This window comes from Natrialba sp. SSL1 (assembly GCF_001861355.1).
GTDB lineage: Archaea > Halobacteriota > Halobacteria > Halobacteriales > Natrialbaceae > Natrialba.
On sequence record NZ_MASN01000060.1, the window covers coordinates 260,253 to 284,719 of the forward strand.

20 protein-coding genes are annotated in these 24,467 nt (G+C 60.4%); 10 read left to right on the forward strand and 10 right to left on the reverse strand.

All coding sequences use genetic code 11. The features are described 5' to 3' along the window. The first annotated feature begins 127 nt into the window (after positions 1 to 127). Complete coding sequence (locus BBD46_RS20215) at positions 128 to 1,750, forward strand: ABC transporter permease (RefSeq protein ID WP_071403458.1); 1,623 nt, start codon at positions 128 to 130, stop codon at positions 1,748 to 1,750. A gap of 150 nt (positions 1,751 to 1,900) precedes the next feature. Then, positions 1,901 to 2,479 carry a DUF7090 family protein gene (locus BBD46_RS20220; protein ID WP_071403459.1) on the forward strand — a complete coding sequence of 193 codons (579 nt, stop codon included), beginning with the start codon at positions 1,901 to 1,903 and terminating at the stop codon, positions 2,477 to 2,479. A 106-nt stretch (positions 2,480 to 2,585) separates the two neighbouring features. On the opposite strand, the gene BBD46_RS20225 is transcribed toward BBD46_RS20220, so the two are convergent. The 5 genes from BBD46_RS20225 to BBD46_RS20240 form a co-directional block, all read right to left on the reverse strand. Then, positions 2,586 to 3,374 carry a DUF7089 family protein gene (locus BBD46_RS20225; protein ID WP_071403460.1) on the reverse strand — a complete coding sequence of 263 codons (789 nt, stop codon included), beginning with the start codon at positions 3,372 to 3,374 and terminating at the stop codon, positions 2,586 to 2,588. After that, a complete protein-coding gene (locus BBD46_RS23660; RefSeq protein WP_004267525.1) occupies positions 3,374 to 3,463 on the reverse strand; it encodes a hypothetical protein in 90 nt (29 codons plus the stop codon). The genes BBD46_RS20225 and BBD46_RS23660 overlap by 1 nt, the downstream gene beginning before the upstream one ends. An 83-nt stretch (positions 3,464 to 3,546) precedes the next feature. Further along, the gene (locus BBD46_RS20230) at positions 3,547 to 4,893 is read right to left on the reverse strand and encodes an OapC/ArvC family zinc-ribbon domain-containing protein (RefSeq protein WP_071403461.1); all 1,347 of its coding nucleotides are present in this window, start codon (positions 4,891 to 4,893) and stop codon (positions 3,547 to 3,549) included. A gap of 30 nt (positions 4,894 to 4,923) precedes the next feature. After that, on the reverse strand, positions 4,924 to 5,331 hold the full coding sequence (locus BBD46_RS20235) for a DUF2073 domain-containing protein (protein ID WP_004267523.1): 408 nt from the start codon (positions 5,329 to 5,331) through the stop codon (positions 4,924 to 4,926). A 6-nt stretch (positions 5,332 to 5,337) separates the two neighbouring features. Beyond that, positions 5,338 to 5,976 carry an Era-like GTP-binding protein gene (locus BBD46_RS20240; RefSeq protein ID WP_006653393.1) on the reverse strand — a complete coding sequence of 213 codons (639 nt, stop codon included), beginning with the start codon at positions 5,974 to 5,976 and terminating at the stop codon, positions 5,338 to 5,340. Positions 5,977 to 7,573: 1,597 nt separating this feature from the next. On the opposite strand from BBD46_RS20240, the gene BBD46_RS20245 reads away from it, so the two are divergent. Then, complete coding sequence (locus tag BBD46_RS20245; protein WP_139173730.1) at positions 7,574 to 9,625, forward strand: Cdc6/Cdc18 family protein; 2,052 nt, start codon at positions 7,574 to 7,576, stop codon at positions 9,623 to 9,625. A gap of 213 nt (positions 9,626 to 9,838) precedes the next feature. Next, positions 9,839 to 10,303, forward strand: coding sequence for a hypothetical protein (locus BBD46_RS20250; RefSeq protein ID WP_071403462.1), 465 nt, complete (start codon positions 9,839 to 9,841; stop codon positions 10,301 to 10,303). Positions 10,304 to 10,391: 88 nt separating this feature from the next. Here the strand turns inward: BBD46_RS20250 and BBD46_RS20255 are convergent, their stop codons facing one another. Continuing rightward, positions 10,392 to 11,459 (reverse strand): S26 family signal peptidase, encoded by a 1,068-nt coding sequence (locus BBD46_RS20255; RefSeq protein WP_071403463.1) that lies wholly within the window; start codon positions 11,457 to 11,459, stop codon positions 10,392 to 10,394. A 128-nt stretch (positions 11,460 to 11,587) separates the two neighbouring features. On the opposite strand from BBD46_RS20255, the gene BBD46_RS20260 reads away from it, so the two are divergent. After that, on the forward strand, positions 11,588 to 13,132 hold the full coding sequence (locus BBD46_RS20260) for a DNA-directed DNA polymerase II small subunit (protein ID WP_071403464.1): 1,545 nt from the start codon (positions 11,588 to 11,590) through the stop codon (positions 13,130 to 13,132). A gap of 55 nt (positions 13,133 to 13,187) precedes the next feature. Here the strand turns inward: BBD46_RS20260 and BBD46_RS20265 are convergent, their stop codons facing one another. Then, the gene (locus tag BBD46_RS20265; protein ID WP_071403465.1) at positions 13,188 to 13,634 is read right to left on the reverse strand and encodes a hypothetical protein; all 447 of its coding nucleotides are present in this window, start codon (positions 13,632 to 13,634) and stop codon (positions 13,188 to 13,190) included. 288 nt (positions 13,635 to 13,922) lie between these two features. Between BBD46_RS20265 and BBD46_RS20270 the strand changes: the two genes are divergently transcribed. The 3 genes from BBD46_RS20270 (at position 13,923) to BBD46_RS20280 (ending at position 18,938) form a co-directional block, all read left to right on the forward strand. Next, on the forward strand, positions 13,923 to 15,101 hold the full coding sequence (locus BBD46_RS20270) for an aspartate kinase (RefSeq protein ID WP_071403466.1): 1,179 nt from the start codon (positions 13,923 to 13,925) through the stop codon (positions 15,099 to 15,101). Positions 15,102 to 15,533: 432 nt separating this feature from the next. After that, the gene (locus tag BBD46_RS20275; RefSeq protein ID WP_071403467.1) at positions 15,534 to 16,886 is read left to right on the forward strand and encodes a tryptophanase; all 1,353 of its coding nucleotides are present in this window, start codon (positions 15,534 to 15,536) and stop codon (positions 16,884 to 16,886) included. 117 nt (positions 16,887 to 17,003) lie between these two features. Further along, entirely contained in the window at positions 17,004 to 18,938 is a 1,935-nt protein-coding gene (locus tag BBD46_RS20280; RefSeq protein ID WP_071403468.1) for a Xaa-Pro dipeptidyl-peptidase, read from the forward strand. Between the two features lie 106 nt (positions 18,939 to 19,044). On the opposite strand, the gene BBD46_RS20285 is transcribed toward BBD46_RS20280, so the two are convergent. From BBD46_RS20285 to tnpA, 3 genes are all read right to left on the reverse strand, one after another. After that, complete coding sequence (locus BBD46_RS20285; protein ID WP_071403469.1) at positions 19,045 to 19,413, reverse strand: hypothetical protein; 369 nt, start codon at positions 19,411 to 19,413, stop codon at positions 19,045 to 19,047. A gap of 63 nt (positions 19,414 to 19,476) precedes the next feature. Next, a complete protein-coding gene (locus BBD46_RS20290) occupies positions 19,477 to 20,634 on the reverse strand; it encodes a thiamine ABC transporter substrate-binding protein (protein WP_071403470.1) in 1,158 nt (385 codons plus the stop codon). A 245-nt stretch (positions 20,635 to 20,879) separates the two neighbouring features. Next, a complete protein-coding gene (gene tnpA, locus BBD46_RS20295) occupies positions 20,880 to 21,338 on the reverse strand; it encodes an IS200/IS605 family transposase (protein ID WP_084777842.1) in 459 nt (152 codons plus the stop codon). A 44-nt stretch (positions 21,339 to 21,382) separates the two neighbouring features. Between tnpA and BBD46_RS20300 the strand changes: the two genes are divergently transcribed. Beyond that, complete coding sequence (locus BBD46_RS20300) at positions 21,383 to 22,687, forward strand: RNA-guided endonuclease TnpB family protein (RefSeq protein WP_071403471.1); 1,305 nt, start codon at positions 21,383 to 21,385, stop codon at positions 22,685 to 22,687. 638 nt (positions 22,688 to 23,325) lie between these two features. Next, positions 23,326 to 24,111, forward strand: coding sequence for a DUF5518 domain-containing protein (locus BBD46_RS20310; RefSeq protein WP_071403473.1), 786 nt, complete (start codon positions 23,326 to 23,328; stop codon positions 24,109 to 24,111). Positions 24,112 to 24,467 lie beyond the last annotated feature (356 nt).

The following is a 24,467-nucleotide window of genomic DNA, read 5'->3' on the forward strand; positions in this document are numbered from 1 at the left end:
CCTAACTCAAAGTGACCAACCAGATTCGCGCCGCCGCCGACCTGCTCGGCTCAGAGACGGGAGGCGACAGACGACAGCGATTGACGATTGACGATTGACGATTGACGATCGTCGACACCCGACTATAATGAAACCACTTACGGACTATCTCGATCTCTCACAGCAGTTTCCCCTGACCCGCCAACAACTCCGAGAGACCGATCGATCCACGGCTGCACTGGTGCTCTCGAGTGCCATCGTCGCCTTCCTGGTCATGTCCCCGATGCTCTGGTTGGTCTTTCGGGCGACTGAGGTTGATCCCGCTCGTGCCTACAGCCTCATCGTCTCCTCGCAGACGGGCTGGATTACACTCAACAGCATCGTTCTCATGGCTGTCGTGATGCTGTGTTCGATTCTTCTCGGAGTTCCACTTGCCGTCCTAACGGCCCGAACAGATCTTCCTCACCCCCGTTTCTGGACTATCGTGGCCGCACTCCCGCTCGTCATCCCCAGCTACATCGGTGCAATCGCGTTCGTGGGTATGTTCGGCTCTGGCGGCGAGATTGACTCGGTTCTCGGAACCACGATCCCCGCAATCGACGGTCTCTCCGGATCGATATTCATCATCACGCTGTATACGTACCCCTACGTGTTCCTGACGACCCGAGCGGCACTGCTGTCGATGGATAGCTCGATTGTCGACGCCGCTCGCACACTGAACGCCAGCCCGTTCGAGGCGTTCAAACGGGTCACGTTCCCCCAGATCAGACCCGGGATCGCCGCCGGCGCACTGCTCGCCGGACTCTATGCAATTTCGGACTTCGGAACACCGGCGTTCATGGGTGCAAACGTCTTTACAAGTCGAATCTACTGGGAAACCACTGGCTTTGGCCGTGAGTACGCCGCCTTACTCGCACTGCAGTTGATCGCGATCGTTGCCGTCGTCCTGGTCATCGAGGCCGGAATCGGGCGCGACGAAGACGCTACGAGCAGCGGCGACGGCGAGGGGAGTACGATTCGACTCGGAAACTGGAAGTGGCCCGCGATGGGATTCGTCTCACTCCTCGGCGTACTCACCCTCGTCATCCCCGTTGCGATCTTCACCCGCTGGCTCTTCCGCAGCGAGGGCGATCGAATCCCGGCCTACGAGTTCCAACTCGAGTTCGCGTTCAACTCGGTCTACCTCGCGCTGTTGGCCGCACTCGTCGCATGTCTGTTTGCCCTGCCGGTCGCCTACTACTCTGGTCGAGTGAACTCGCTCACCTCACGGATTCTCGAACGGGCGACCTACGTCGGATTCGCCGTTCCCGGCGTCGTCATCGGACTTGCACTGGTGTTCCTCGGAAACAGGATGCTTCCGTCGCTGTACAGACAGGGCGTCTGGCTGCTCGTCTTCGCGTACGTCGTTCGATTCCTCCCACAGGCAGTCGGGACCATTCGGTCGTCCGTGCTGCAGGTCGACGAGAAAACGATCGAGGCTGCCCGGACGCTCAACGCCGGTCGACTCGAGACGTTCCGTCGCGTGACCTTGCCGCTGATCATGCCCGGCGTTGTCGCCGGCAGCGTCCTCGTCTTCTTGACGACGATGAAGGAGCTACCGGTTACGCTGATGCTCAGGCCGATCGGGATGGAGACGCTCGTCAGTCTGATCTGGAACGCCCAGGATTCGCTGGCCTACCGCTATGCCGCCATCCCCGCGCTGTTTCTCATCCTCATTTCGGGGCTCTCGATGCTGCTCTTGCTCCGACAGGAAGGCGGCAAACTGAGCTAGGGGTTGCGCTGGTGCTCATACTCTCCCGGCTGCTCGGCAACGAAGTGAGTCACCGCGAACGCTGCGAGGTCCGCAACAGAGACGCTGGGCCAGCAAATACCCCGGTAGATCCTCACTATTAAGTCCGTTCCAGCAGTTGTTCACTCCAGTATGGATTACACGCTCGAGATCGAGGAGACACCGGACAGCGTACCAGGTGGGACAGGCATTCTCTTGCTCCACCCGAGCACCGGCGAAACGGACCGCATCGACACCGACTTCCTCAAAACCGACACCGATCACTTCCTCGTCGTCTCCACGCGAACCACTGCCCGCGAAGTCAAGCAGAAACTCGAGTACTACGACGTCGACGAGGAGCGCGCCGAAATTTTAGACACCCTGAGCATCGAACACGGCTACTCTCGTCGCAAGAGTGACACCGTCCACTACGTCGCCGCTCCCGACGACGTCGACGGCATCATCGAACACATCGACGGCTTCCTCGACACTCACGACGGCAAACTGCGACTCAGTTTCGACTCGATCACCGAACTCGCCTACTACGCCGGCGACGACGAAGCACTCGAAGCAGTCGACCGGATTCTCGACCTACTCGAGTCCTACGACGCAGTCGGGCTCTTTCACGTCTCGGAAGACCCACACGATCCGGAACTAGTCGAGGCGTTCCGCGACCGCTTCGAGGGCGTGATCGATCTCGACGAAGACGGCGACGTCGACGCGGAGTTCTAGCGCCCATTCTGGACGAACAAGCGAACAGGTCAACAAGTTAACAATCGAACAAGCAGCAGTCGGTTTGAGAATCGATACAGTAAGCGCTATTTGGAGAGCGAATCCATCACTCTGCGAGCGCGTCGAACGTCTTCTCCGCCCACCGGATCGCGTACTCGGGGCCGTGATCCCGGTAGGCGCTCGTATCCAGTGCTGCAAACGGTGCCGGCAACTCGATCGCGTGCTTGATCGACGCACAGGCGAGTTCGGTCGCGTCCGCGAAATCCGTCTCGCCGCGTGCGACCGCACGCGGGAGTCCAGCAACCCGATCCTCGAGTCGTGTTCCCGCGTCCTGCCAGGCGTCACCGAGTTCTGCGCGGTCTGCGTGGTCGTGCCACTCGGCAAAGACCGCCCTGGTCTGGAGCCCGAGCCAGCCGTCGTACAGCGCTGCCGCGATCTGGTAGGTGCTGTTCGGGTCGAGATCGACCGCCTGATCGAGCTTCGAATACTCGTCCTCGAAAAAGCCGATGAAGTGCTCGGGGGCATCGAGCCCGAGTTCGACGAACGCCTCCGCAAGAAGGAAATCGACGAACGACTCCGGCGACCCCTCGACTCGGGGCTTGACGAGGACGAGCGGCGGCTCAGTCTGGCGCGTCCAGACGACGCTGCCGTCACCGGGCATCCCGATCGTCAGATCGGAACTCGCGTATCGCGACAGCAGCGTGGGTGTCTCTTCGGGCAGCCACGCCGCCGGATAGCTCGCCGGCTCGAGTGTGTCGACCACGAGCCCGAGATCCTCGGCGAGCGCCGGCGGGAGTGTCTCGAAGTCGCGCTCGCAGTCGAAGACGAGCGCGTCAGGCGCGTGCTCGTCTCGAACTGCCTCGACCGGGCGTGAGAGGTCACGAGCCTCGAACATCAGACGAAAACGTTCTGGAAGATCAGCAGGATCGACAGCAGCGCCGATACAGCGACCGTCGTGACGACGACCTTGGTTGCAGTGCTCATGGTCGGGAACTGTCGCCCGCGTCGCTTAAATCCATCTGTCCCGGCCGAACAGTGGGTTCACTCTGCTCGGCCGACCGATGTGCTCACTCTTCGCCGCCATCTCGCCAGGAATCAGGAACGTCGATCACGTACCGGCCGTCCTCCTGTAACGAGATAATGTACTCCTCGCGGTTGTAGAGCTCCATCAGATTGAGTTCGTACTGACCGGGACGAACGATCCGAATGCTCTCGAACTGCTTGTTGAGTTCTTCCCGGAGTTCTTCCATCGACGGGTTCTCACCGCTTGGCTCACTGACGACGCGACCGTGGTCCGGCGGACTGTCGTCGGCTGGCTGCTCCGACTCGCCACCGGGCTCTGCGTTCGCAGACGCCGCTGGCTCACCAGACTCGCGCTCGACAGAGGCCTGACGTTCCGCAGCACTCTCTCCGTGCTCATCACTCGTCGGTGTCGACTGCGACGAGGCGCTGGTCGCCGTCCCCGTTGGCAACTCGTCCGACGGGACGAACTCGCTTCGTGCATCCGACTGCGCCGTGTTCTCGCTGTTCGCCATCGTCGTCGACCGCGATGTCGCAGTCTCCGAACTCGAGTCCGACCGCTGCTGGCGTGAGCGTGGTCCACTCGAAGCAGACCCCTCGCTGCTGGCAGCCTCGTCCGTGTCGGGAGACGAACGAGCGGACGAAGATGCCTGTTCCCAGGAAGAGGAGGCAGCTTCGCCGGCAGACGACCGATCCTCCGGACGCCGGGCGCTGTCCGGCCACTCCTTGAAGGAGCCGAACTCATCCGACTGTGATTCCGACTCCGGTCCTGTCGCTGCCTCCGAACTCGCGTCTACGTCGGATCCGCGCGCAGGGTTGGCGTTCGAGTCGAGGGTGCCTGCGGTATCGGCAGTATTGTCAGTGGTGGTATCGGAGGTACCAGTAGTTTCAGCGGCATCGGTGCCACCGGTAGTTTCGGTGGTTTCAGCAGCATCAGCAGTACCGGTAGTTTCAGTAGCACCACCAGCATCAGCTGACGATGGATTCGAATCCGTCTCCGACGCCGGCGACGTTGGCCACGCCGTCGAGGGATCCGGTGCATCCTCGGTGTCGTCTCGAGTGACCCAGTCGCGGACCGTTTCGGCTGCGCGGCTCGTGACACCACTCGAGTCCGTGCCCTGATCCGGGGGTGAGTTGGAGCTAGGGTCGGAGTCGGAACGCTGTGTTCCAGATCCGTCACGGGAGTCGGCTGAACCGGGCGAGTTGGGCGAATCGGACGAACCAGCACTAGCACCAGCACCACCAGACGCATCCGACGCTGACGTTGCATCCGCGTTCGTCGCAGACGACGGCGTGAACTGGAACTTGTTCCCGTTGCAGTCAGGACAGCCCGAAAGCATCTCTTTGGAGCCATCCGGGAACGTCCGACCGCAGTTCGTGCATTCGTGTGGCATTAGTCTCTCACTCTCCTCACTGACTGTGCGCTAATCACGGGAGACGAGTGCGCTGATGAGTGTTTCGTCCTTGTGGAGTGTCTCGATCTGGTTCGCTGGTCCGATCACGGTCAGTTTCGCCTCGGTCTCGTCCGACCCCATGAGTCGACCAAGCAGCGAGGAATCGCGCGTCTCCGACTTGGGATAGGTCTCGATTTCGATCCCGTTGAACTCGTCCGGGCTGATCTCGGACATCGTCACCTCGATGAGTCGACTCTCCTCGTCCGGAGTCAGCCCCTCCTCGAGGATGACGATATTCCCGTCGTGGACGCCGTCTAAGATCATCCGGATCTTCTCCATCGTCGCCATGCTATCCATGCGCTCACCGCTGATGAGATCGATCTGGACACCGTCGGAGTCCGGCGGATCGGAGTCGTCCGCGTTAGTTGCTGTTGGCATCGGTGCTCACCCGAAGTACTCCGCAATATTCTCGTAGACTTCGTCCATGTTCTCACCCTCCTTTGCGGACAGCGGGATCGTTTTGTGCTGCGGGAACGCGTCCTCGATGCGCTTGACACTCGAGTCGTCCAGGTCGATCTTGTTCGCGAAGATGAGAACGGGCAGGTCCCGAGACTCGATGATGCCAATCAACATCGTGTTGACCTGCGTGATCGGATCCTCTGCGCTGTCGAGGACGTAGATGACGCCGTCGACGTCTTCGCGAAGCCAGTGCATGGCCTCGGCGACGCCTTCGGTCGCCTCACGAGAGCGACGGATTGCGTCGTCCTCCTCCATTTCGTCGGTGAACTCCTCGTAGTCGACTTTCGTCGTGACACCCGGTGTGTCGACGATGTCGATCGTCACCGTCTTGCCGTTGCGCTCGATCTCAACATCTTCTTTCCTGCGCGCGCGCCGCGTTTCGTGTGGAACGTGGCTTTCAGTCCCGATCGCATCGCCAGTCCAGTCGCGAGCGATCCGGTTCGCGAGCGTCGTCTTTCCAGCGTTCGGTGGACCATAGATACCGATTCGTTTGGGTTCCTGTTCGGAGAACAGGCGGTCCGTAACCCGAGAGATACTATCTTTGAGTTCTGTGAACAGTCCCATCTGTAGGGCCCTCCAGCACCGCGGGGTGCATCTGCGCGTACTACTGACTGAACTCACTTAAGCCTACGTCAAACGTGTTGATTTTCAGATGAAAAAGCATAGATTCCTGTCAGGTTCGTCGGCACAATCGAACTGTGGTGTTGCTGCGACGGTGCGGATTACCGAAATACAGGGTGAGCGTGCTTCAGAGACCAAGCGACACCGATAGGTCTGAGCAGTATCTGGAGACTGAAACCTGAACTCCAGTTGAAGATTGAAATCTAAGCTGTATCTGTGGCGTGAGAGTGAGATCGGAGGTGTATAGAAATCCAGAGGGATTGATAGAGGTCGATAACGGTTCGGTAGAAGCTGGGAGAGGTTAGTAGAAGTTGGTAGGAATTGGTAGAAGTTGATAGAGATTGTATTTCTCATAGAGTACTAGATGTAACAAATGTGGACTAGAATACGCTAGATCAATATAAGGTAGTCAGATTTCAGAGGTGTTGTCGAAACATAGCGCGTTCTGAACACCCCCACCCCTTCGTTTCAACTGGAGAGTGACGAGGTTGTGGGGTGGAACAGTGGCAGATGATCGGTTGTGATGGCCCTTGTTTCGTCTCGAACGCGAATACAGAGGGTCTGTCGGGAGAAAACAGGGAGTACGGATGGTCTAGTAACAGATCTCTCTGAAAGGAGCAGATCTAGTAACAGCTAGCAATAAAACCAACAGCTCTAGTAAAAATATCAATCTGCTAGTGGTACGGACCGTATTTCTCACCCATCATTATAAATCCATTCGTTCTAGAAGTCGTCCCTCCCCACCCCTCTCTCACAGCTCTCCAGTTGAAACAAGGGGGTGGGGGGCATCGATCCATCGCGCTACAGAGTTCTTGATTCGCTGCTGGTATGACTCGTGGCAACAGTTCACATCCGAATTCACATTCTCAGACCCACGCATTCTCCACACCTATGCCTCAGATCGACGCATACGTGTGACTCTCACTCACAACTGCTACTCACAGTCCGATGCCGATTCAACCGTCGATGAGCTCGTTACTACTTCACGTCGTATACGTACGCACACGCTGTATACGTACGCACATACGCACATACTGTAACTACACACGTACGCACACGTTACACTCTATAAGTGCTGGTATACTGCGACTGTCGTTCCACAGCCTCTTCGGCCACTCTCGTCTCTCACGGTCTTCGTATCCCTCTCCGTACAGACTATCGACACCCTCCTGAAATCGGTCCCAGATACTCTCACGGACCACCCGAATAGACAAAAAGACGAATCGCTCGATTAGGCTGGTCACCGATCACCACATGAAGGATCACCGACCACAACACGAACTGTACCACCCGCTTGAGTGCCAACTCTATCCGAAAGTCGGGTAGTGCGTTCTGACTGTTCTGTTCCGTGAATCACTCACCGTCCGTGAATGGAAGGGAAGAATTTAATATCACCGTCTTCCTCTGTTTCGTTTGCATCAACTGGATCCGAACCGGGTCGTTAGGAGAGTAGACCAGCCTCGTTGGCTCGCCTACACCGTTATATCCTCGCCGTCGGGTTTGGATCTGCACTCGAAACAAGGGGGTACGTGTACGACGAATGTCAGACGACGAAACGGAACAAACAGGTTCGAACACGGACACAGGAATGGGGTCAGAGGAGAACGATTCCACAGCCGACGACCGTTCCTCTCAACAGACCGACCCGTCTTCGTCCACGAGTTCGGACCACGACTCGAGTTCGGCTACAGAGGCGGCTGATGGATCGCCAAACCCACCAGCCCAGAACACATCCACAGCGGAGACTACGCCTACTGCGAGCGAGTCAGCATCCAGTGACTCCGATCCAGTATCGACTACCCACACTCTCGATTCCGAAACCGTCGATACTGAGGGTTCTGTCGGGACTGAGACGTCCGTCGAGAGTGGTGGTACTGCCGCCGATACCGATTCGGAGATCGACGCTGGGGCAGGCACCGATACTCAAACCACCACTGGCGGTACACTCTCCAACACGGACAACACACACGGCTTCTCGACCGATTTCGGCGACACCGACCTCGGAAGTAGTGACGAGGACTCGAACCAGGGCCTGTTCGATGACCTCCTGAGCGGCGAACCGATCTTCGAGAACAAGGAAGTCCTTCGCCCGTCGTACACACCACACGAACTCCCCCACCGAAGCGACCAGATCAACAAGATGGCAACCATTCTGGTCGCCGCGCTGCGTGGCGAAACACCATCGAACATCCTCATCTACGGGAAGACCGGGACGGGAAAGACCGCGAGCGCGAAGTTCGTCAGCAAGGAACTCGAGAGCACCTCCCAGAAGTACAGCGTCCCGTGTGACGTCGAGTACATCAATTGCGAGGTCACCGACACACAGTATCGCGTGCTCGCACAGCTCGCGAACAAGTTCATCGAGAAGAACAAGGCGCGAATCGACGACCAGATCGAGTCGCTGCAGGCGCTTCGTGACGATGTCACGGCATACGAGGAGGCGTCCGCACAATCCGAACACGAGGACGCTGCGGGCTCACCGTCGACCCAGCCAGAATCCGAACACCACCGCAACGTTTCGACTGGAAACGACCCTGGACAGAGAGGATCTGTGGGTGTAGACGGTTCACAGTCTCCAGTCGAACAAGAGGGGTATAGTAGTAGCCCCTCGAATCGGCCATCGCATCCACTCGAGGAGACCGCCTTCGAATCGGTTGCCGACATCGACGCACGGATCGAGTCCCTTCGCGAGGACAAGGATTCGTTCGAAGAGGTACCGATGACCGGGTGGCCGACGGATCGCGTCTACAGCGTCTTTTTCGACGCTGTCGACTACGACGAGCGGGTGGTTGTCATCATGCTCGACGAAATCGACAAACTCGTCGAGAAGAGCGGTGACGACACGCTCTACAATCTCTCGCGGATGAACTCCGAACTCGAGAACTCTCGCGTCTCGATCATCGGCATTTCGAACGACCTCAAATTCACTGACTTCCTCGACCCGCGCGTCAAGTCCAGTTTGGGTGAGGAGGAGATTGTTTTCCCGCCGTACGACGCCAATCAGCTCCGGGATATTCTCCAGCACCGTTCCGAGGTCGCGTTCAAGGAGGGCGCACTGTCCGCGGATGTCATCCCGCTGTGTGCGGCCTTCGCTGCACAGGAACACGGGGACGCGCGTCGTGCACTTGATCTCCTTCGGACGGCGGGCGAACTCGCGGAGCGCTCGCAGGCCGAAACCATCGTCGAGGAACACGTTCGCCAGGCGCAGGACAAGATCGAACTCGATCGCGTCGTCGAGGTCGTCCGCACCCTCCCGACCCAGAGCAAACTGGTCCTGTTCGCGATTATCCTCCTCGAGAAGAACGGCGTTCACAGCATCAACACGGGCGAGGTGTTCAACATTTACAAGCGTCTCTGTGAAGAGATCGACGCTGATGTTCTCACGCAGCGCCGGGTCACGGATCTGATTAGCGAACTCGACATGCTCGGGATCGTCAACGCCGTCGTCGTTTCCAAGGGTCGCTACGGCCGAACCAAGGAGATCAGCCTCTCGGTACCGATCGACGAGACGGAGGCTGTGTTGCTCTCTGACTCCCGGCTTTCGGATATCGACGACATTCAGCCGTTCGTGCAGGCGCGCTTCGAGAACTGACTGCAAGCGTGTCCCCGCCTGTTCTGCTCTGTTCTGTTGTTCCCTGTCCTATTCTCCCTATTCTCCCTATTCTGCCCTGCCCTGCCCTGCCCTGCCCTGCCCTGCCCTGCCCTGCCCTGCCCTGCCCTTCCTTGCCCTTTCCTGTTCAGTTCTGGTTCCCGCTCGCTCGGACCGTCCGAAGAACGCATAACTGCAGACTCGCTTTCCTCCAGTATGCAGCGACGAACGGTCCTCGCGGGACTCGGTAGCCTTCCCGGATTCCTCGCGCTGAGCGGCTGTCTCTCCGACGATCACGGCGGTGAGATCGAGGAGTTCGAACGCGGCGAGATTGAGATCACCATCGACGGCGAGTCGATCGAGTCGATGGACAAGATCCAGGCCGAACACGCCGACAACGACTCGATAGACTTCCACCTCCACGAGTTCGACGACTACTGGTACATGGAGGGCGAGGAACGAGCGACCGTCGCGGAAGGACTCGACCTTCTCCCCCATTTCGAGTACGAGCGCGTCGACGACTCGAACGTGGTAACGTTCGACGGAACGGTGTATGACGAACGCGATTCGGAGACAACGATTACGGTCGAAGTCGACGGCGAGTCAGTTGATCCAACAGTCCACGAACTCGCCGATCGTGAGTCGCTGGTACTCGAGATCGAGTCCGGCGAGAACGACTGACTGCGTCTTGGTTTGACAGACCGGCTGTGGTCTGTTCCTGGTTGGCTGTACCTGTCTGGATGTTCCTAACCGGATACTCCCGACCGAACTACGCCCTGAATCGGTGTGCTGCAGCAGCGACTCCAAGCCCAGCGCTGGCACCAACACCGATTCCGGCAGTACTCATGAGATTGAGCAGTTCGCCGTCGATCAGTCCCGTCGCGCCGGGTGCGATCGGTCCGAGCATGCCGCCGAAGAACTCGTCGAACGCGAGGCGAATGTGGCCGAGCCACGGGATACGGAACATCGCCTTGCCGGTCACCCAGTCGGGATGGACGATCGTCGTCGCGGCTCCGCCCTGGTACTGGTCGTAGCCGTTATTGTTGTCTCCCATCGTGACGAACCCGTCGTGTGGCGCTGGACAGGTCCGAACCTGGTCACAGGTTGCGCCGCCGACGATTTCCTCGTTTGCCTTCGTGTCGACCCAGTTTTCACCCTCGTCGACCCAGAAGTGTGCCCGGTGTATCACCGGCGTCTGTCCGGTGTCGCCATCAGGCATGAAGACGATCACGTCTCCAGGCTCGCCGAACTTTTCGTGGCCGCCGTCCTGGCCGTTCTCAAGTGTCACCACGCCGGTCTCGTCGGCGGGATCGTCGCCGACGAAGCGGTCGTCGTCGACGACGAAGATGAGGTCGCCGCGTTCCATGTTGGGTTCCATGCTGCCGCTCTCGACGGCAACCAGCGGTGGCCAGATCCCACTCACAGCGAACAACAGGAGACCGATCGCGGCGACGATCGCAACACTGCTCAGAATGTCTCTGACGATGACGACCGTTCCGTCGTTCGAGCGCAGAAACCAGCGGATGACGCCGTCGTCTTCGATGGTCACGCGGTCGCCATGGTCGCCGCGGTCGCTGCGGTCGTCGCGGCCGCTGCGGTTGCTGCGGTCGTCGCGTGGGTTCGGTCCGGCTTCCCGTCCCTGTTCGCGTTCGCGTTCCCGTTCGTGGTCACGGTCACGATCGGATTCGGTCCCGATTTCGGACCCGGATTCGTGTTCGTATTCGTGCTCGTGCTCGTGATCATGCGCTCGCTCACTGTCGCTGTCGCTCTCGTGATCACGCTCACGACGCCGATCGCCAACATCGTCGTCAGTCCCACCGGGATCAGGGCCGCTCATCATCCCGCTTTTTGCTGGGGGCTACAATCAACCTTCTGCTCAGTCGAATCACGTGAAGTCGCCCAGATCACGTCCCGAGTCGTTCTTGATTCGCTATCCTTTTGCCCCAGGTCACGAATACGATTGGTGTGCCACTCGAGGGGCCGGCCCGGATCGTCAGCGAACTCACGAGCCGCGGCTACAACGCTGAACGCGAAGCGGTGACCCATATCGCCGCGGCGGACCAACCCGCGGCCGTCCTCGAACAGGTCGTCGAAGGGATGCCCGACGATGCGCTGGTCGTTCGAACGGATCACGTCGAGGCGGTGCTCGCGGCTGGCGAAGACCCCTCCGTTTCGACTGGAACTCGTCCCGCAGATCAGCACGACTCGGCAGGGTCAGTTCCAGCTGAAACAGGGGGGTCTGTACCGGCCCCAACTACCGACTCGGAGCCCAACGCGCAGATCGAACGCAACAGCGATCCCTCGCTTCGCTCGCTCGAGATCGCTGGCGACATGACCGGTGACAGTACGGGAACCGGCGAGTACGAGGACTTCGTCGCCGTCTTCCGTGACCGACTCGAGCGTCTCGGCGGAAAGCTCCGCGGGCGGGTCAACCACCGGCCCGCGACGGCTATTCAGTCGATGCCGGGCGGCAGCGAGGCGGGAATGGTCGGCCTGGTCAACGACATCCGCTCGACGGCGAGCGGCCACTGGCTGATCGAACTCGAGGACGCCACGGGCACGTTCCCGTGGCTGGTGATGAAAGACCGCGAATTCGCCGATATGGTCGACCAACTGCTCTGTGATGAGGTGCTGGCGATGGAGGGTACCCTCTCGGACGACGCGGGGATCGCCTTCGTCGACTCGATGTACTTCCCGGACGTACCACGCACGCACGAGCCGTCGACGGCGGACCGTCACGTGCAGGCGGCGCTGATCAGCGACGTCCACGTCGGCAGCCAGGAGTTCATGGCGGATGCCTGGAACGCATTTGCGGACTGGCTCTACACGGAACAGGCCCAGCACGTCGAGTACCTGCTGATCGCGGGCGATATGGTCGAGGGCGTCGGTATCTACCCGAATCAGGACGAGGAACTCGACGTGGTCGACATTTACGAGCAGTACGAGGCTTTTAACGAGCGCCTCAAGCAAGTTCCCGGTGATATCGACATCGTCATGATTCCGGGTAACCACGACGCGGTTCGGCTCGCAGAGCCCCAGCCAGGGTTCGACGACCGGCTTCGCGATATCATGTCCGCTCACGACCCACAGATCGTGAGTAATCCCTCTACTATTACCGTCGAGGGCGTTTCTATTCTCATGTACCACGGCGTCTCGCTGGACGAGGTCATCGCCGAACTCCCCGAGGAGAAGGCGAGCTACGACGAGCCGCACAAGGCGATGTACCAACTCCTGAAGAAGCGCCACGTTGCGCCGCAGTTCGGGGGCCACACCCGCCTTGCACCCGAAGAGGAGGACTTCCTCGTGATGGACGAGGTGCCGGACATCTTCCACACCGGCCACGTCCACAAGCTCGGCTTCGGAAAGTACCACAACGTGCTCGCGATCAACTCGGGTTGTTGGCAGGCCCAGACGGACTTCCAGAAGAGCGTCAACATCAATCCTGATTCAGGGTTCGCACCGATCGTCGACCTCGACACGCTGGACGTAACGGTACAGAAATTCAGCTAACGGCTCGTTCCGGCGCGCGTGGCGCAGTCGACGACACGTACACCGCCAGCATCAGCTACGACGGCTCCAGTCGAAACCGAACTGTCTGCGAGCCGTCGAAGCGCGGTCCGCGCCCCTCCCTCGTGAATCCGAGTTCGTCGGCCGCCGATTCGATCGACTCGTTTTCTGGGGGCGCAAGTACCTCGACCGCCATCGACTCGCGCTCTGCGAACCGGACCGGCTCCGCCAGCAACTGCCGACAGGCCTCGCCCGTCCCATCGAGTTGTGTCACGTGCACCGTGTTCTCGCGCGCATCGAAGCTAATGAAGCCGAGCAGGTCCTCCGGATCCGAGCCGCCGTACTGCGAGCCCGAACTCGAGACGTCGGCGTTCGGGTCGTGGCTGCCGTCCTCGGCGACGCGGACGGTACGATCGTGGACGAGGTTTCGCATCACGTCGGTTGGCGAGTCGGCGATTGCCGCCAGCGCGTCCGCGTCGGCCTCGAGTGCGTCCCGTACGTTCATCGGTGTGTGGTAAAGACACGCACAAATATAAATCCGTCCGCAATTCGGCGCCGACTTGCCCGGGTTCTCCCATATCCCGACTGGCTGATCGGCTCACAACAACCGGCTCAATAGCGTGGACAGTGGTCGGTATCGTTGATGGTTGAAAATGTGCATTCGCCGACGACAGGGGACAGAACACCGGAAAAATACGTGGAAGGGAACACAGTTATCTGCTCGCTCTGGTAACGGACCCAGTATGAGCCACGCCACCGGTATTCGCTCGATTGGACGAACTGAGGTGTCCCTATGCGCGTTGTAGCCAAGTTCGGGGGGACGAGCCTCGGTAGCGGTGACCGTATCAATCGAGCCGCAAACTCGATCGCAGCCGCCGTCGAAGACGGCCACGAAATCGCCGTCGTCGCGAGCGCGATGGGGTCGACCACTGACGAACTGCTCGACGAGATTTCGTTCGAGACGGACGAAGCCGACCGCGCCCAGATCGTGAGCATGGGCGAACGGACCTCCGTTCGGATGCTCAAGGCCGCGCTTTCGGCCCGCGACATCGACGCCAAATTCTTAGAACCCGGCAGCGAGGGCTGGCCGGTCGTCACCGACGAGTACGGTGAAGTCGACGTCGAGGAGACGAACGAGCGCGCTCGAGCAGTCGCTGCGGAAATGGACGAAACCGTCCCGGTCATCACCGGCTTCCTCGCCGAAGGGCCGGACGGCTCGATCACGACGCTCGGCCGCGGCGGCAGCGACACGACCGCCGTGATGATGGGCAAGTACATGGACGCCGACGAGGTCGTCATCGTCACCGACGTCGAGGGTGTCATGACCGGCGACCCGCGAGTCGTCGAAGGCGCGCGAAACGTCGGCGAGATCTCCGTCGACGAACTGCGAAATCTCTCGTTTCGCGGTGCCGAAGTCGTCGCCCCCTCCGCGCTCTCCTACAAAGACGAGATGCTCAACGTCCGCGTTGTCCACTACCAGCACGGCGACCTCCTCTCGGGCGGCACGAGCATTGAAGGCGAGTTCGAGAACCTCGTCGACCTTCGCGAGCGCCCCCTCGCCTGCCTCACCGTCGCCGGCCGTGCGATCCGCAACGAACCCGGCATCTTCCACCACCTCTCGGCCGCACTGAGCGAGAGCGACGTCAACATCGACGCCGTCGCCAGTGGCATGGACTCGGTCACGTTCTACATCGACGAGGACGAAGCCGAACGCGCCGAGAACATTCTCCACCGCGAGGTCATCGCCCGCGACGAGCTCTCGAGTGTCACCGTCGACTCGCCGGTGGCAGTCATCCGCGTGACGGGCGGCGAACTCCCCAATCAGCCCGGCGTCATCAGTGAGATCGTCAACCCGCTCGCCGAGGAGCGCATCCACCTGCAGGACGTTATCACGAGTGCGACCAGCGTCGCGCTGTTCGTCGACTGGGACGACCGCGAGAAGACACTCGAGTTGACGCAGGATCTGTTCTGAAGGCGTCGACTAGTTTTGCTTTCGCGTTCCAAGTTGTCCTAGCGTTTCGAACAGTTGTTACTATACCATAGTGACCGCTACTGGGTTGTGTTGCTGAGTTGCTGTAGCGAGTCTTCAGGCCCTACGAGGAGGCCAACGATCGAGAGCGCAAGTCCTGCGTACACCAGCAACCCAGTCGAGGGACCGAAAAAGGTTGCTGCCAGTACGAGATTTATTCCAACGAGTACGAATTTCAAACCTAACATACAACACCTATTGGCATAATTGACAATAATTTATTCATTCGTTATCGTACTCTTCGTGCCCGCTCTCTGTAGCACGCTCGCGATTCCGTCCATCAATGTCCCTGTCTGGCCGTAAACGCACTCCTCGAGACGAAAGCGAACACGAGGTTCCAGCTAGACTGAACACGCGTGGCGTTCTCGAGTCCCTATGGTCGCATACAAGTCGAAGATGGTCGAGCGAATCCGGCTCCCCTCTCGAGAACAACGCGAGCGAAATCTCGAGGCTGCCGGCTACAATCTCTTCAATCTTTCCTCGAAGGAGGTCTTCGTCGATCTGCTCACGGACAGCGGCACCGGCGCGATGAGCGACGCCCAGTGGGCCGCCCTGATCCGCGGCGACGAGTCCTACGCCGGCTCTCGCAGTTTCGAGGAACTTGAGGCGGCCGTCGCAGACGTGATGGGCTTTTCGAACGTCGTCCCGACGCACCAGGGTCGCGGTGCCGAAAACGTCCTCTACGGGTCGCTTCTCTCGGCTGGCGACGTCGTTCCGAACAACACGCACTTCGACACGACGCGTGCGCATATCTCGAATCAGGACGCTGACCCGGTCGACTGCCCGGTCGAGTTTGCGCACGATCCGGACGCCGACGAGCCGTTCAAGGGGAACTTCTCGCTCGAGCGCGCCCGTGCCGTGGTTGAGGAACACGGTGCCGAGCGCATCCCGGTCGTCGTTCAGACGATCACGAACAACTCGGCAGCGGGCCAGGCGGTCAGCGTCGAAAACACCCGGAAGGTCCGCGAGTTCGCCGACGAGATCGACGCCACGTTCGTCATCGACGCCTGCCGATTCGCGGAGAACGCCTACTTCGTCAGCCAGCGCGAGGAGGAGTTCGCCGACGCCTCGATCGCCGACATCGCCCGCGAACAGCTCGGCTATGCCGACGCACTCGTGATGAGCGGCAAGAAGGACGGGCTGGTCAACGCCGGCGGCTTCGTCGCCACCGACGACGATGCGCTGTTCGAGCAGTGCAAGCAGCGCGCGATCCTCTACGAGGGGTTCCCGACCTACGGCGGGATGGCCGGCCGCGACGTGGCCGCGATGGCAGTGGGCCTCCGCGAGGCCGTCGAGGACGCCTATCTCGAGGACCGCATCGAGCAGGTCCGCGAGTTCGGCGCACAGCTCGCCGCCGTGGGGGTACCGGTCTACACGCCGACCAGCGGCCACGCGGTGTACATCGACGCGGGCGAACTCTTCCCCCACCTCGACGCCGCGGAGTTCCCCGGTCAAGTGCTCGCCTGCGAACTCTACCGTGAGGGCGGCGTTCGCGGCGTCGAACTCGGCAGCTTCGCGTTCCCAGACACCGACCGGCCGGAACTCGTTCGTCTCGCCGTCCCGCGGCGCACGTATCACCGCGAGCACTTCGATCACGTCGTCGAGACTGCCGAGGCCGTCCTCGAGAAGCGCGAGACGGTCTCCGGACTCCAGCTCGCGAGCGACCCAGTGATGCCCGAGATTCGACACTTTACGGCAGAACTCGAGCCGGTTCCGTCCTCACAGTAGCCGACTCGGTCTCGGTGCGTTTCGCTTTCCCGTTTCGCAGTAACTGGTCGACTACCTATAGAGAACTCAATACTTCTCGCAAAAGTTACTTATAATTGTCCGTGATTATCTCTGGCGATGTTCGGAGATGACATACCACACGACGGGGAGTCGAGCGAGAACGGCCTCACACGCCGTGAGGCACTCGGAACGTACGCCGCTGCCGGAATCGGTGCGGCGGTGGTTCCCGGAGCAGCCACCGCAACTACGGCGACGGACGCCGATGGTCCGGTCTTCGAGGACGGGCGCGCCCAACCCGTCTTCGCCGAGGACGATGTCCTCCGCGAGGAGTTCTGGGTCGAAACGGAGACCGACACGACCGGCACCGGTGATCTGGACCGGATTCACGTCGAAATTGCCAGGCCGGAATCGACCGTAGACAGTGACCTCGCGCTGCCGGTGATTATGGAACCCAGTCCGTACTTCGGCGGGTTGGATATGAGTACGGCCGACCTCTACGATGTCGACGTATCGCTGTACGAACCCGATAAACCGGGTCGCGATAATCGGCCCCGAAGCGATACGTCGACCGAGCAGACGGTCGACACCGACGACCTGACGGCGTTCAGCGGCAGTGCAACCGACTGGATCGGACCGAGCACGTACGAGGAGTACTTCGTTCCCAGAGGATTCGTCTTCGCGTACGCCTCCTCGCGCGGCACGCACAAGTCGACCGGTGCGAACACCTGTGGCGACGAACACGAGGTGAACGGCATCAAAGCCGTCGTCGACTGGCTGAACGGCCGTGCGACGGCCTACGACTCCCGCTCCGGCGGCGACCCAGTCGAGGCCGAGTGGACCACCGGCAAGACCGGCATGATCGGCGCGTCGTACAATGGCACGCTGCCGAACGGCGTCGCAGCGACCGGCGTCGACGGCCTCGAGGCCATCGTCCCCGAAGTCGCAATTTCGAGCTGGTACGACTACTTTAGAGCGAACGGCCACGTCGTCGCCCCCGGCGGCTGGCAGGGCGAGGACGCCTATCAGCTCGCCGCCTGGGTCACGACAAGAGAGGACCGGGAGGTCGCCGAACCGATCCTCGAACAGATCGAAGCCGATCAGGGGCGCGAGACTGGCAACTACAACGAGTTCTGGGACGCCCGCAACTACGTCCACGACGCCGACAACGTCGAGGCCGCCGTCCTCGTTACCCACGGGCTCAACGACGACAACGTCAAAACCAAGCAGTTCGCCCAGTGGTACGACGCACTGCGCGAGGCCGGCGTCTCGCGCAAAATCTGGCTCCACCAGGGCGGGCACTCGAGTCCACTCAGCCATCGGCCGGATGACTGGCTCGACGAGTTGAACCTGTGGTGGACGCGCTGGCTCTTCGGCGTCGAGAACGACGTGATGGACGGGCCGACGGCGACGGTCCAGCGGGAGGGCGACTCCTGGACCACGTACGACGAGTGGCCGGTTCCGGGGACGAGCGAGGCCGAACTCAACTTCACGCCGGGTGGCCGAACGTCGGGCGGGCTCACACTCGAGCACACGCGTGGCCGGCCGGTCACCGAGACGGTCGTTGATCCAGCGGAGCCGGACACGCCGGCGGATGAGCTGATCGCGGCCGAGGAGTCCGAAAACAGGCTGCTGTATACGACGGCGCAACTCGCGGAGGAGGTTCACCTGAGCGGTACAGTCGAACTCGACGTACGGCTCTCGTTCGACTCGGAGTCGGCGAACGTGACGGGTGTTCTGGTCGACGTTGGGCCGGACGGGGAGACCGAAATCATCAACCGCGGGTGGATGAACCCGCAGAACCGTAAGTCGGACTCGGAGACGTTCGCCATCCAGCCCGGCACGCCGTACCGGCTTTCGTTCGACCTCCAGCCGGACGACCACGTCTTCGCGTCGGACCACCGGATCGGTATCGCCGTCCTCTCGACGGACTACGACTTCACGCAGCGGCCGCCGGAGGAGAAAGAACTCACGCTCGACGTGAAACAGAGCGCCGCTCGGCTTCCGATCGTCGGCGGTACGGGTGCGCTGAGTGACGCGCTTTCAGACGACTGACGAAGTCGATAGTTACCAGTCCGACGGCTGGATTTCTGGTTCCCTGGTTCTGATTTCCCGTGTTCCCGATTCCTTGCTCCGCCGATTTTTCATCGGTCCCGTCCGCTTACCAACTCGAGAGCAGTCCGCGCGCTCGATCACGGATACCCGGCTCCGGTTCCGGCTGGGAGCGACTCCGCAGTCCGCGTTCCGCCGCGCTTTGGACCGCTTGCTTCGCTGCTGCGGATTCGGCGACATCGAACGCCCAGTCGGGAACCTGGGACTCGATCTCCGAGCGCTTCTCCGCTTTGAGCTGACTGTACTTTCTGAGCGCGAGACCGACGCCGATGAAGAGCCCGGCGTCCGTCAACTCCTGTCTGAACCGATTCTTGTCGTCTCGCACTGCAATCGCTTTGATCAGCGAGAGGGCGCCGATCGCGAGGTAGAGCTTCGACGTCTTCGAGGGGTCACCGCTGAGTATCCGTTGTAGGGCCATGCGCGGCGACGTACCACGTTCGCCGTCTTAAAACTGCACCGAGTTCTCACTGCCTTCTGTGGCTCAATCTGCGATTTCGTCGGTCCAGGTCTCGAGCCAGGTCGCGAACTCTCCCTCCAGGTCGTCGTAGGTGAGCGTTACTGCCTCGGCTGGCTCCTGTGCGTTCTCGAGGAACGTCGCATCGAGGTCGACGTACTCGTCTTCGACGGCGGGGAACTGCGCGTTTCGCGTCGCGAGCTCCCCCTGCGCCGGCCGCGATAACAGGAGATCGACGAACTCGTAGGCGAGCTCCGGCTGCGCCGTGTCCGCGAAGATTGCAGCGCCCTCCGTACTCTGATATCCTGTGTCGTCGAGCGACGCGATTTGGTGGCGTTGCATGTCTCGGTCAGTCGCCGCCGCAACCACCTGATCTGTCGAGTAGGAGACCACCATCGGCCGATCGCCCTCGAGATAGGCGTCCCGGTAGGCGTCCGTCCAGCGCTCCTCGATGCGAACGCCGTTCGCCTGCAACTCCTCCCAGAAGGAGAGCATGTCAGAGCCCGATCCGAACTCCGCGACCGTCCACAGGAAAAACGCCTGCCCCGGATTCGACACGCGCGGATCCTGTGCGAGCAACGTATTCGCATACGTCGGCTCGAGAAGGTCCTCGAACGTCTCGGGTTGGGACTCGAGTACCGCCTCGTCGTAGACGAGCGAGAGGTAGCTGGTGCCCACGGGGAGTACGCGGTCGCGCGGGTCGTCGAAGGCAAGATCGGACTGAATTCGGTCGGCGTGCTCTAAGCGGTCGCGCTCGAGCGATTCGAACAGTCGCGTGTCGCCGTGGGCGTCGAGCACGGAGTCGACGAGTGCGAGTTCGCTCGCGGTGAGGCCGAGGATGACGTCGGTGTCGATGTCGGCGTCGAGGCGGGCGCGCTGGATGTAGTGTTCGATGCCGGATTCGGGGACGGTCCACTCGATTTCCTCCTCGAACTCGTCTTCGACGGTTTCTCGGAACCAGTCGCCGGCGGGGGTGGGGGCCTGCTCGGGATTGGGACCGGTATCAGTATCGGTATCGGTATCAGGTCCGTGGTCTGAGCCGGTTGCGAAGGAGGTGTAGGTCGCGACCCGCAGCGGGCCCGTTTCGGCGGCGTGTTCTTCGTTCTCGCCGTTGCGGGTCAGACAGCCGGCGAGTGTGGCGACCGAGCCGCCGCCGACGCCGCGGACGAACGTCCGTCGGTCCATTAGTCGCATATTATGCCGCGCGGGCTTAAGGTCCCTGCCCAGTCACAGGACTCGGTTGGCAGTAGTCGTTGCTTTCTGCGTGTGTGCACGCAGCAGTAGGTGCGTTCAGTCGGAAGTGGTTCCGTATGGACAGTGACAATCTAAACGAAAAGCAGCGCGAGTTCCCCGCCCTTCCGAAAACCTACGGTTTTCGGCTTTCGCAAATCTCCGATTTGCGTCAACACCATGGGCGGGGGTGAAGCGCGTCACTCCGGCGCGTGTTCCGTCTCTTCGATATACCGTTCAACCACTTCCTCCGACACCGCACCTGTCGTTCCCACGTAGTATCCGACCTTCCAGAATCCACCGCCCCAGAAATTCGACTCTCGAATCTCGGGATACCGCTCCAGCAAGTGCTTTCCAGAGTACGACTTGAATTGCCGAGCGATGTCTGCTGGACTGTGCTTCGGGTCTGTTTGTACGAACAGGTGTATGTGGTCGTCTGCAATCTCCAACGCCAAAATCTCGTGTCCGAAGTGGTCAGCGGTCTCACCAAATAACTTCCGCACGTCCTTTTGCACCACACCGAGAACAGGATGGCGGTACTGAGCGGGATCAAAGATCCCGCGAGGTACGCAAAGCTTCGCTTTGCTTGACTTTGGACACCACACGAAGTGATACTTGCAGGAACTAACCGAATGCGCATGAATGCGGTACTCCTCCATCCTGAATCCCCACATTTATGATTGGTTAGAACGATTGTCAAAGTATGGGTCAGGAAGCCACGAAGACAATTCAGACGCGCCTTCACATAGCGTCTGGTGAACGGTCGTGGCTTCACGACGCCCGCCTCGCGTCACGTGAGATATTCAACGACACCATCCGTCTCAAACGACAGGGATACAATCGCACCGAGATACAGAGAGAGGTTGACCGCGACGACTTCTTGCGAAACAACAAGTGCGCGGTCGTCGGCAAAGCCCTCCAAACGTGGGGGTCCTACCAATCGCTCAAAGAGTGGTGGGAGAACCAAGACGACCCTAACGGAGGGAAGCCGACGCCGCCGAGTACGGACAAATCTGGTGCATACCCGCTCGTGATGGCTCACACGGAAGGTTATCGTCTCACTGTGGACGACAACACGAACCGCGTCCAAGTTCGAATCAGTCCGAAACCCTACAAGAAGGTGAAAGGCCACCTGCGCGGTGAGCCGGATGCGATGGATGACCTGCGAGACGCGATCACGTCGGATGAGGTGGATGTGGGGCAGGCTGAACTCTTGTACCGCGATGGCGTGTACTACCTACACGTCACGGTCACACGCGAGTTCGACGTGCCCGAACCCGACACCGCTGAGACTGTGGTCGGCGTAGACATCAACGAGCGTAACGTCGCTCTCACCGCCTTTGACCGCGAGACGATGCGGACGAAGGGCACACTCGTCCTCGACTACGGACGAGTCAAACAGGAACGCCAACGCTACCACACCATAACTACCCGCTGTCAGGAACACGGCAAGACGAGCATCCACCGGAAACTCGGTGACAAGGAGGTGCGGTTCACCGAGTGGGTGCTTCATCGTCTCTCCCGTGCTGTCGTGGAGTTCGCAGCGCAGTTCTCGGACCCGGTCATCGTGTTCGAGGATATGAGCGGCATCCGCCACGAAATGCAGTACGGGACGTATATGAACCGTCGATTGCACAAACTGCCGTTTCACAAGTTCGAGACGTTCGTCTCGTACAAGGCGACATGGCGGGAGGTTCCTACGGACACGGTTGATGCCTACTACAACTCGAAGACGTGTTCGTGCTGTGGTGAGCGTGGGTATCGGCAAGGACGGCGGTTCCGCTGTACGAACGACGAGTGTAATCTGGCGCAAGATCACGCTGACCGGAATGCGTCGGTGAACATCGCGTGGCGCGAAAAGGCGAAGCTCGACGGTAATACGACGAATTACCGGACTCACAAAACCCAACCGCAGGTGCGGGTGGTGCGTCTGTCCGGGTCGGGGCGCGTAAGCCGCCCAACCTCATCCCGTTCCCTCGCGGAACAGGGAGTGCTAGCGCACAGCTGAGGGAACCTAGAAAAGCCTCGGGCCACCGTGCCCGAGGCTGTTTACGTTCCTTCACACAGATATGACGACTATGCATGTGCGATCGTGGAGCTTCACCAATCTTTCAGGATTGACAACCCCTCCTAGTATTCTTTCAGGCGAGACATCTACCGACGTACGTTGGCTGGAGCCCTCTAACGAAATCGTCGTTGAGGGCGTCTTCCCAACGGGGGACGAAACGCATCAAGTCGTCTTGGAAAATATGATCATAGAAGATGGCGAAATAACGATCATAATCTGTATCAACAAAGTAGATTCTGAAATTGTCTCGGATGTTGGCCGTAATGTTCCCTATCAAGTCACGCTCGAATTGATGTCTGGGTTCCCTGAGCGCCTGACTATCATCCACAAAAACGAGCGATCTGAAGAGGTCCACTCAAAAACAGTCGCTAACCCTGGGTGAGTTGCTACTGGCATTCCCACCACCGTACCGACTGAAACGGTTCTCACGGTGGTCCACAGCCCTCGTACAATCTGGTGTCTCGTGATTTTCAGCGGCTACTATAGACCGTGCCTAGAAAAGGAGTGAACTGGACAGCGCTCGGAAACGAGTCGTTTCGACCACGGGCACTTTTCTCGCTGCCCGTCGTTGGTTGCCTATGAGTCGTGGCCGAACCGTCATCAACGCGCTCATCGGGGCGGTCGTCGCCGTCGTCCTCTCGTTCATCCCCTTCTCGACGATAATCGGGGGCGCAGTCGCCGGCTTTCTCGAGGGGCCGGAGACGAGAGACGGCGCGCTCGTCGGCGCACTCGCCGGTGCGGTTATGTTCGTTCCGATTATCGGAATCGCCTTCGTCTTCCTCGGGTTCTTCGGCTTTGGCTTCGGCGTCGCTGCCGTCCCGCTCGAGGGCTTTGTCGTCGTGCTCGCCTTCTTCGGACTGCTCTCGACGGTCGTCTTGCTCTACACCGTCGGCCTCTCGCTGCTCGGGGGCGTCCTCGGGTCGTACCTCGCCCGCGAGTTCCCGTCGGCGCGACACCGGACGAATCAGACGATCGGGACGGAGCCGTCACGGCGCGAGGGGCCACGCGGCCGCCGCGTGCGCGCGCCACGGTCCTCACGTGCTCCCGGCTCGACAGAGTCGTCTACGACGCACCACGACCGCGCTGACCGCTCGCGATCGCCTCCCAATGGGCCACCTTCGTCCGATCGATCGGATCGCTCTACTCGTCCCGACCGCTACGGGTCTCCAGCGGCTGACCGCCGTCTTCGCTCGGAGACGGACCGCGATCACGACGCCGAAACCGATTCTTCCACCGACATGACGGCACCAGACCGTTCCGATCGAGAGGCGACACGATGGCGCGAGACCGACGAGGACACCGACGCTGATCCCTCGGAGACCGACGATTCAGGAGCCGATGGCGACGGCCGGAATCAGCCGTAACTCGGTTCTTCCCGTTTGTCTCCCAGTAGGTGTAGATGTGGACTATTGTCTTCTGGAAACAAGCCTGAGTCATTTTCTTTTACGACAAACGACTTTCATTGACCGTTCGTCTTTATTGCGGATTTGTTTATGTTTACCGGTGACATATGTATAGCTGCCTCAGGGGAGGCAGACGAAGTCGCATGAGCACCGACAGATAACAACAGAAACAGGACGAGCACGCAGTGCTCGACCGACGAACAGCCCTCCGAGCGGCCGGTGTGACGGCTGCGGCCGTTGCCGTTCCGACAGCGTTCACGGGGTCAGTTGCGGCACGTCGTAGCTGGCTCAAAGCAAAGAAATCGAAGCCCTCGGCT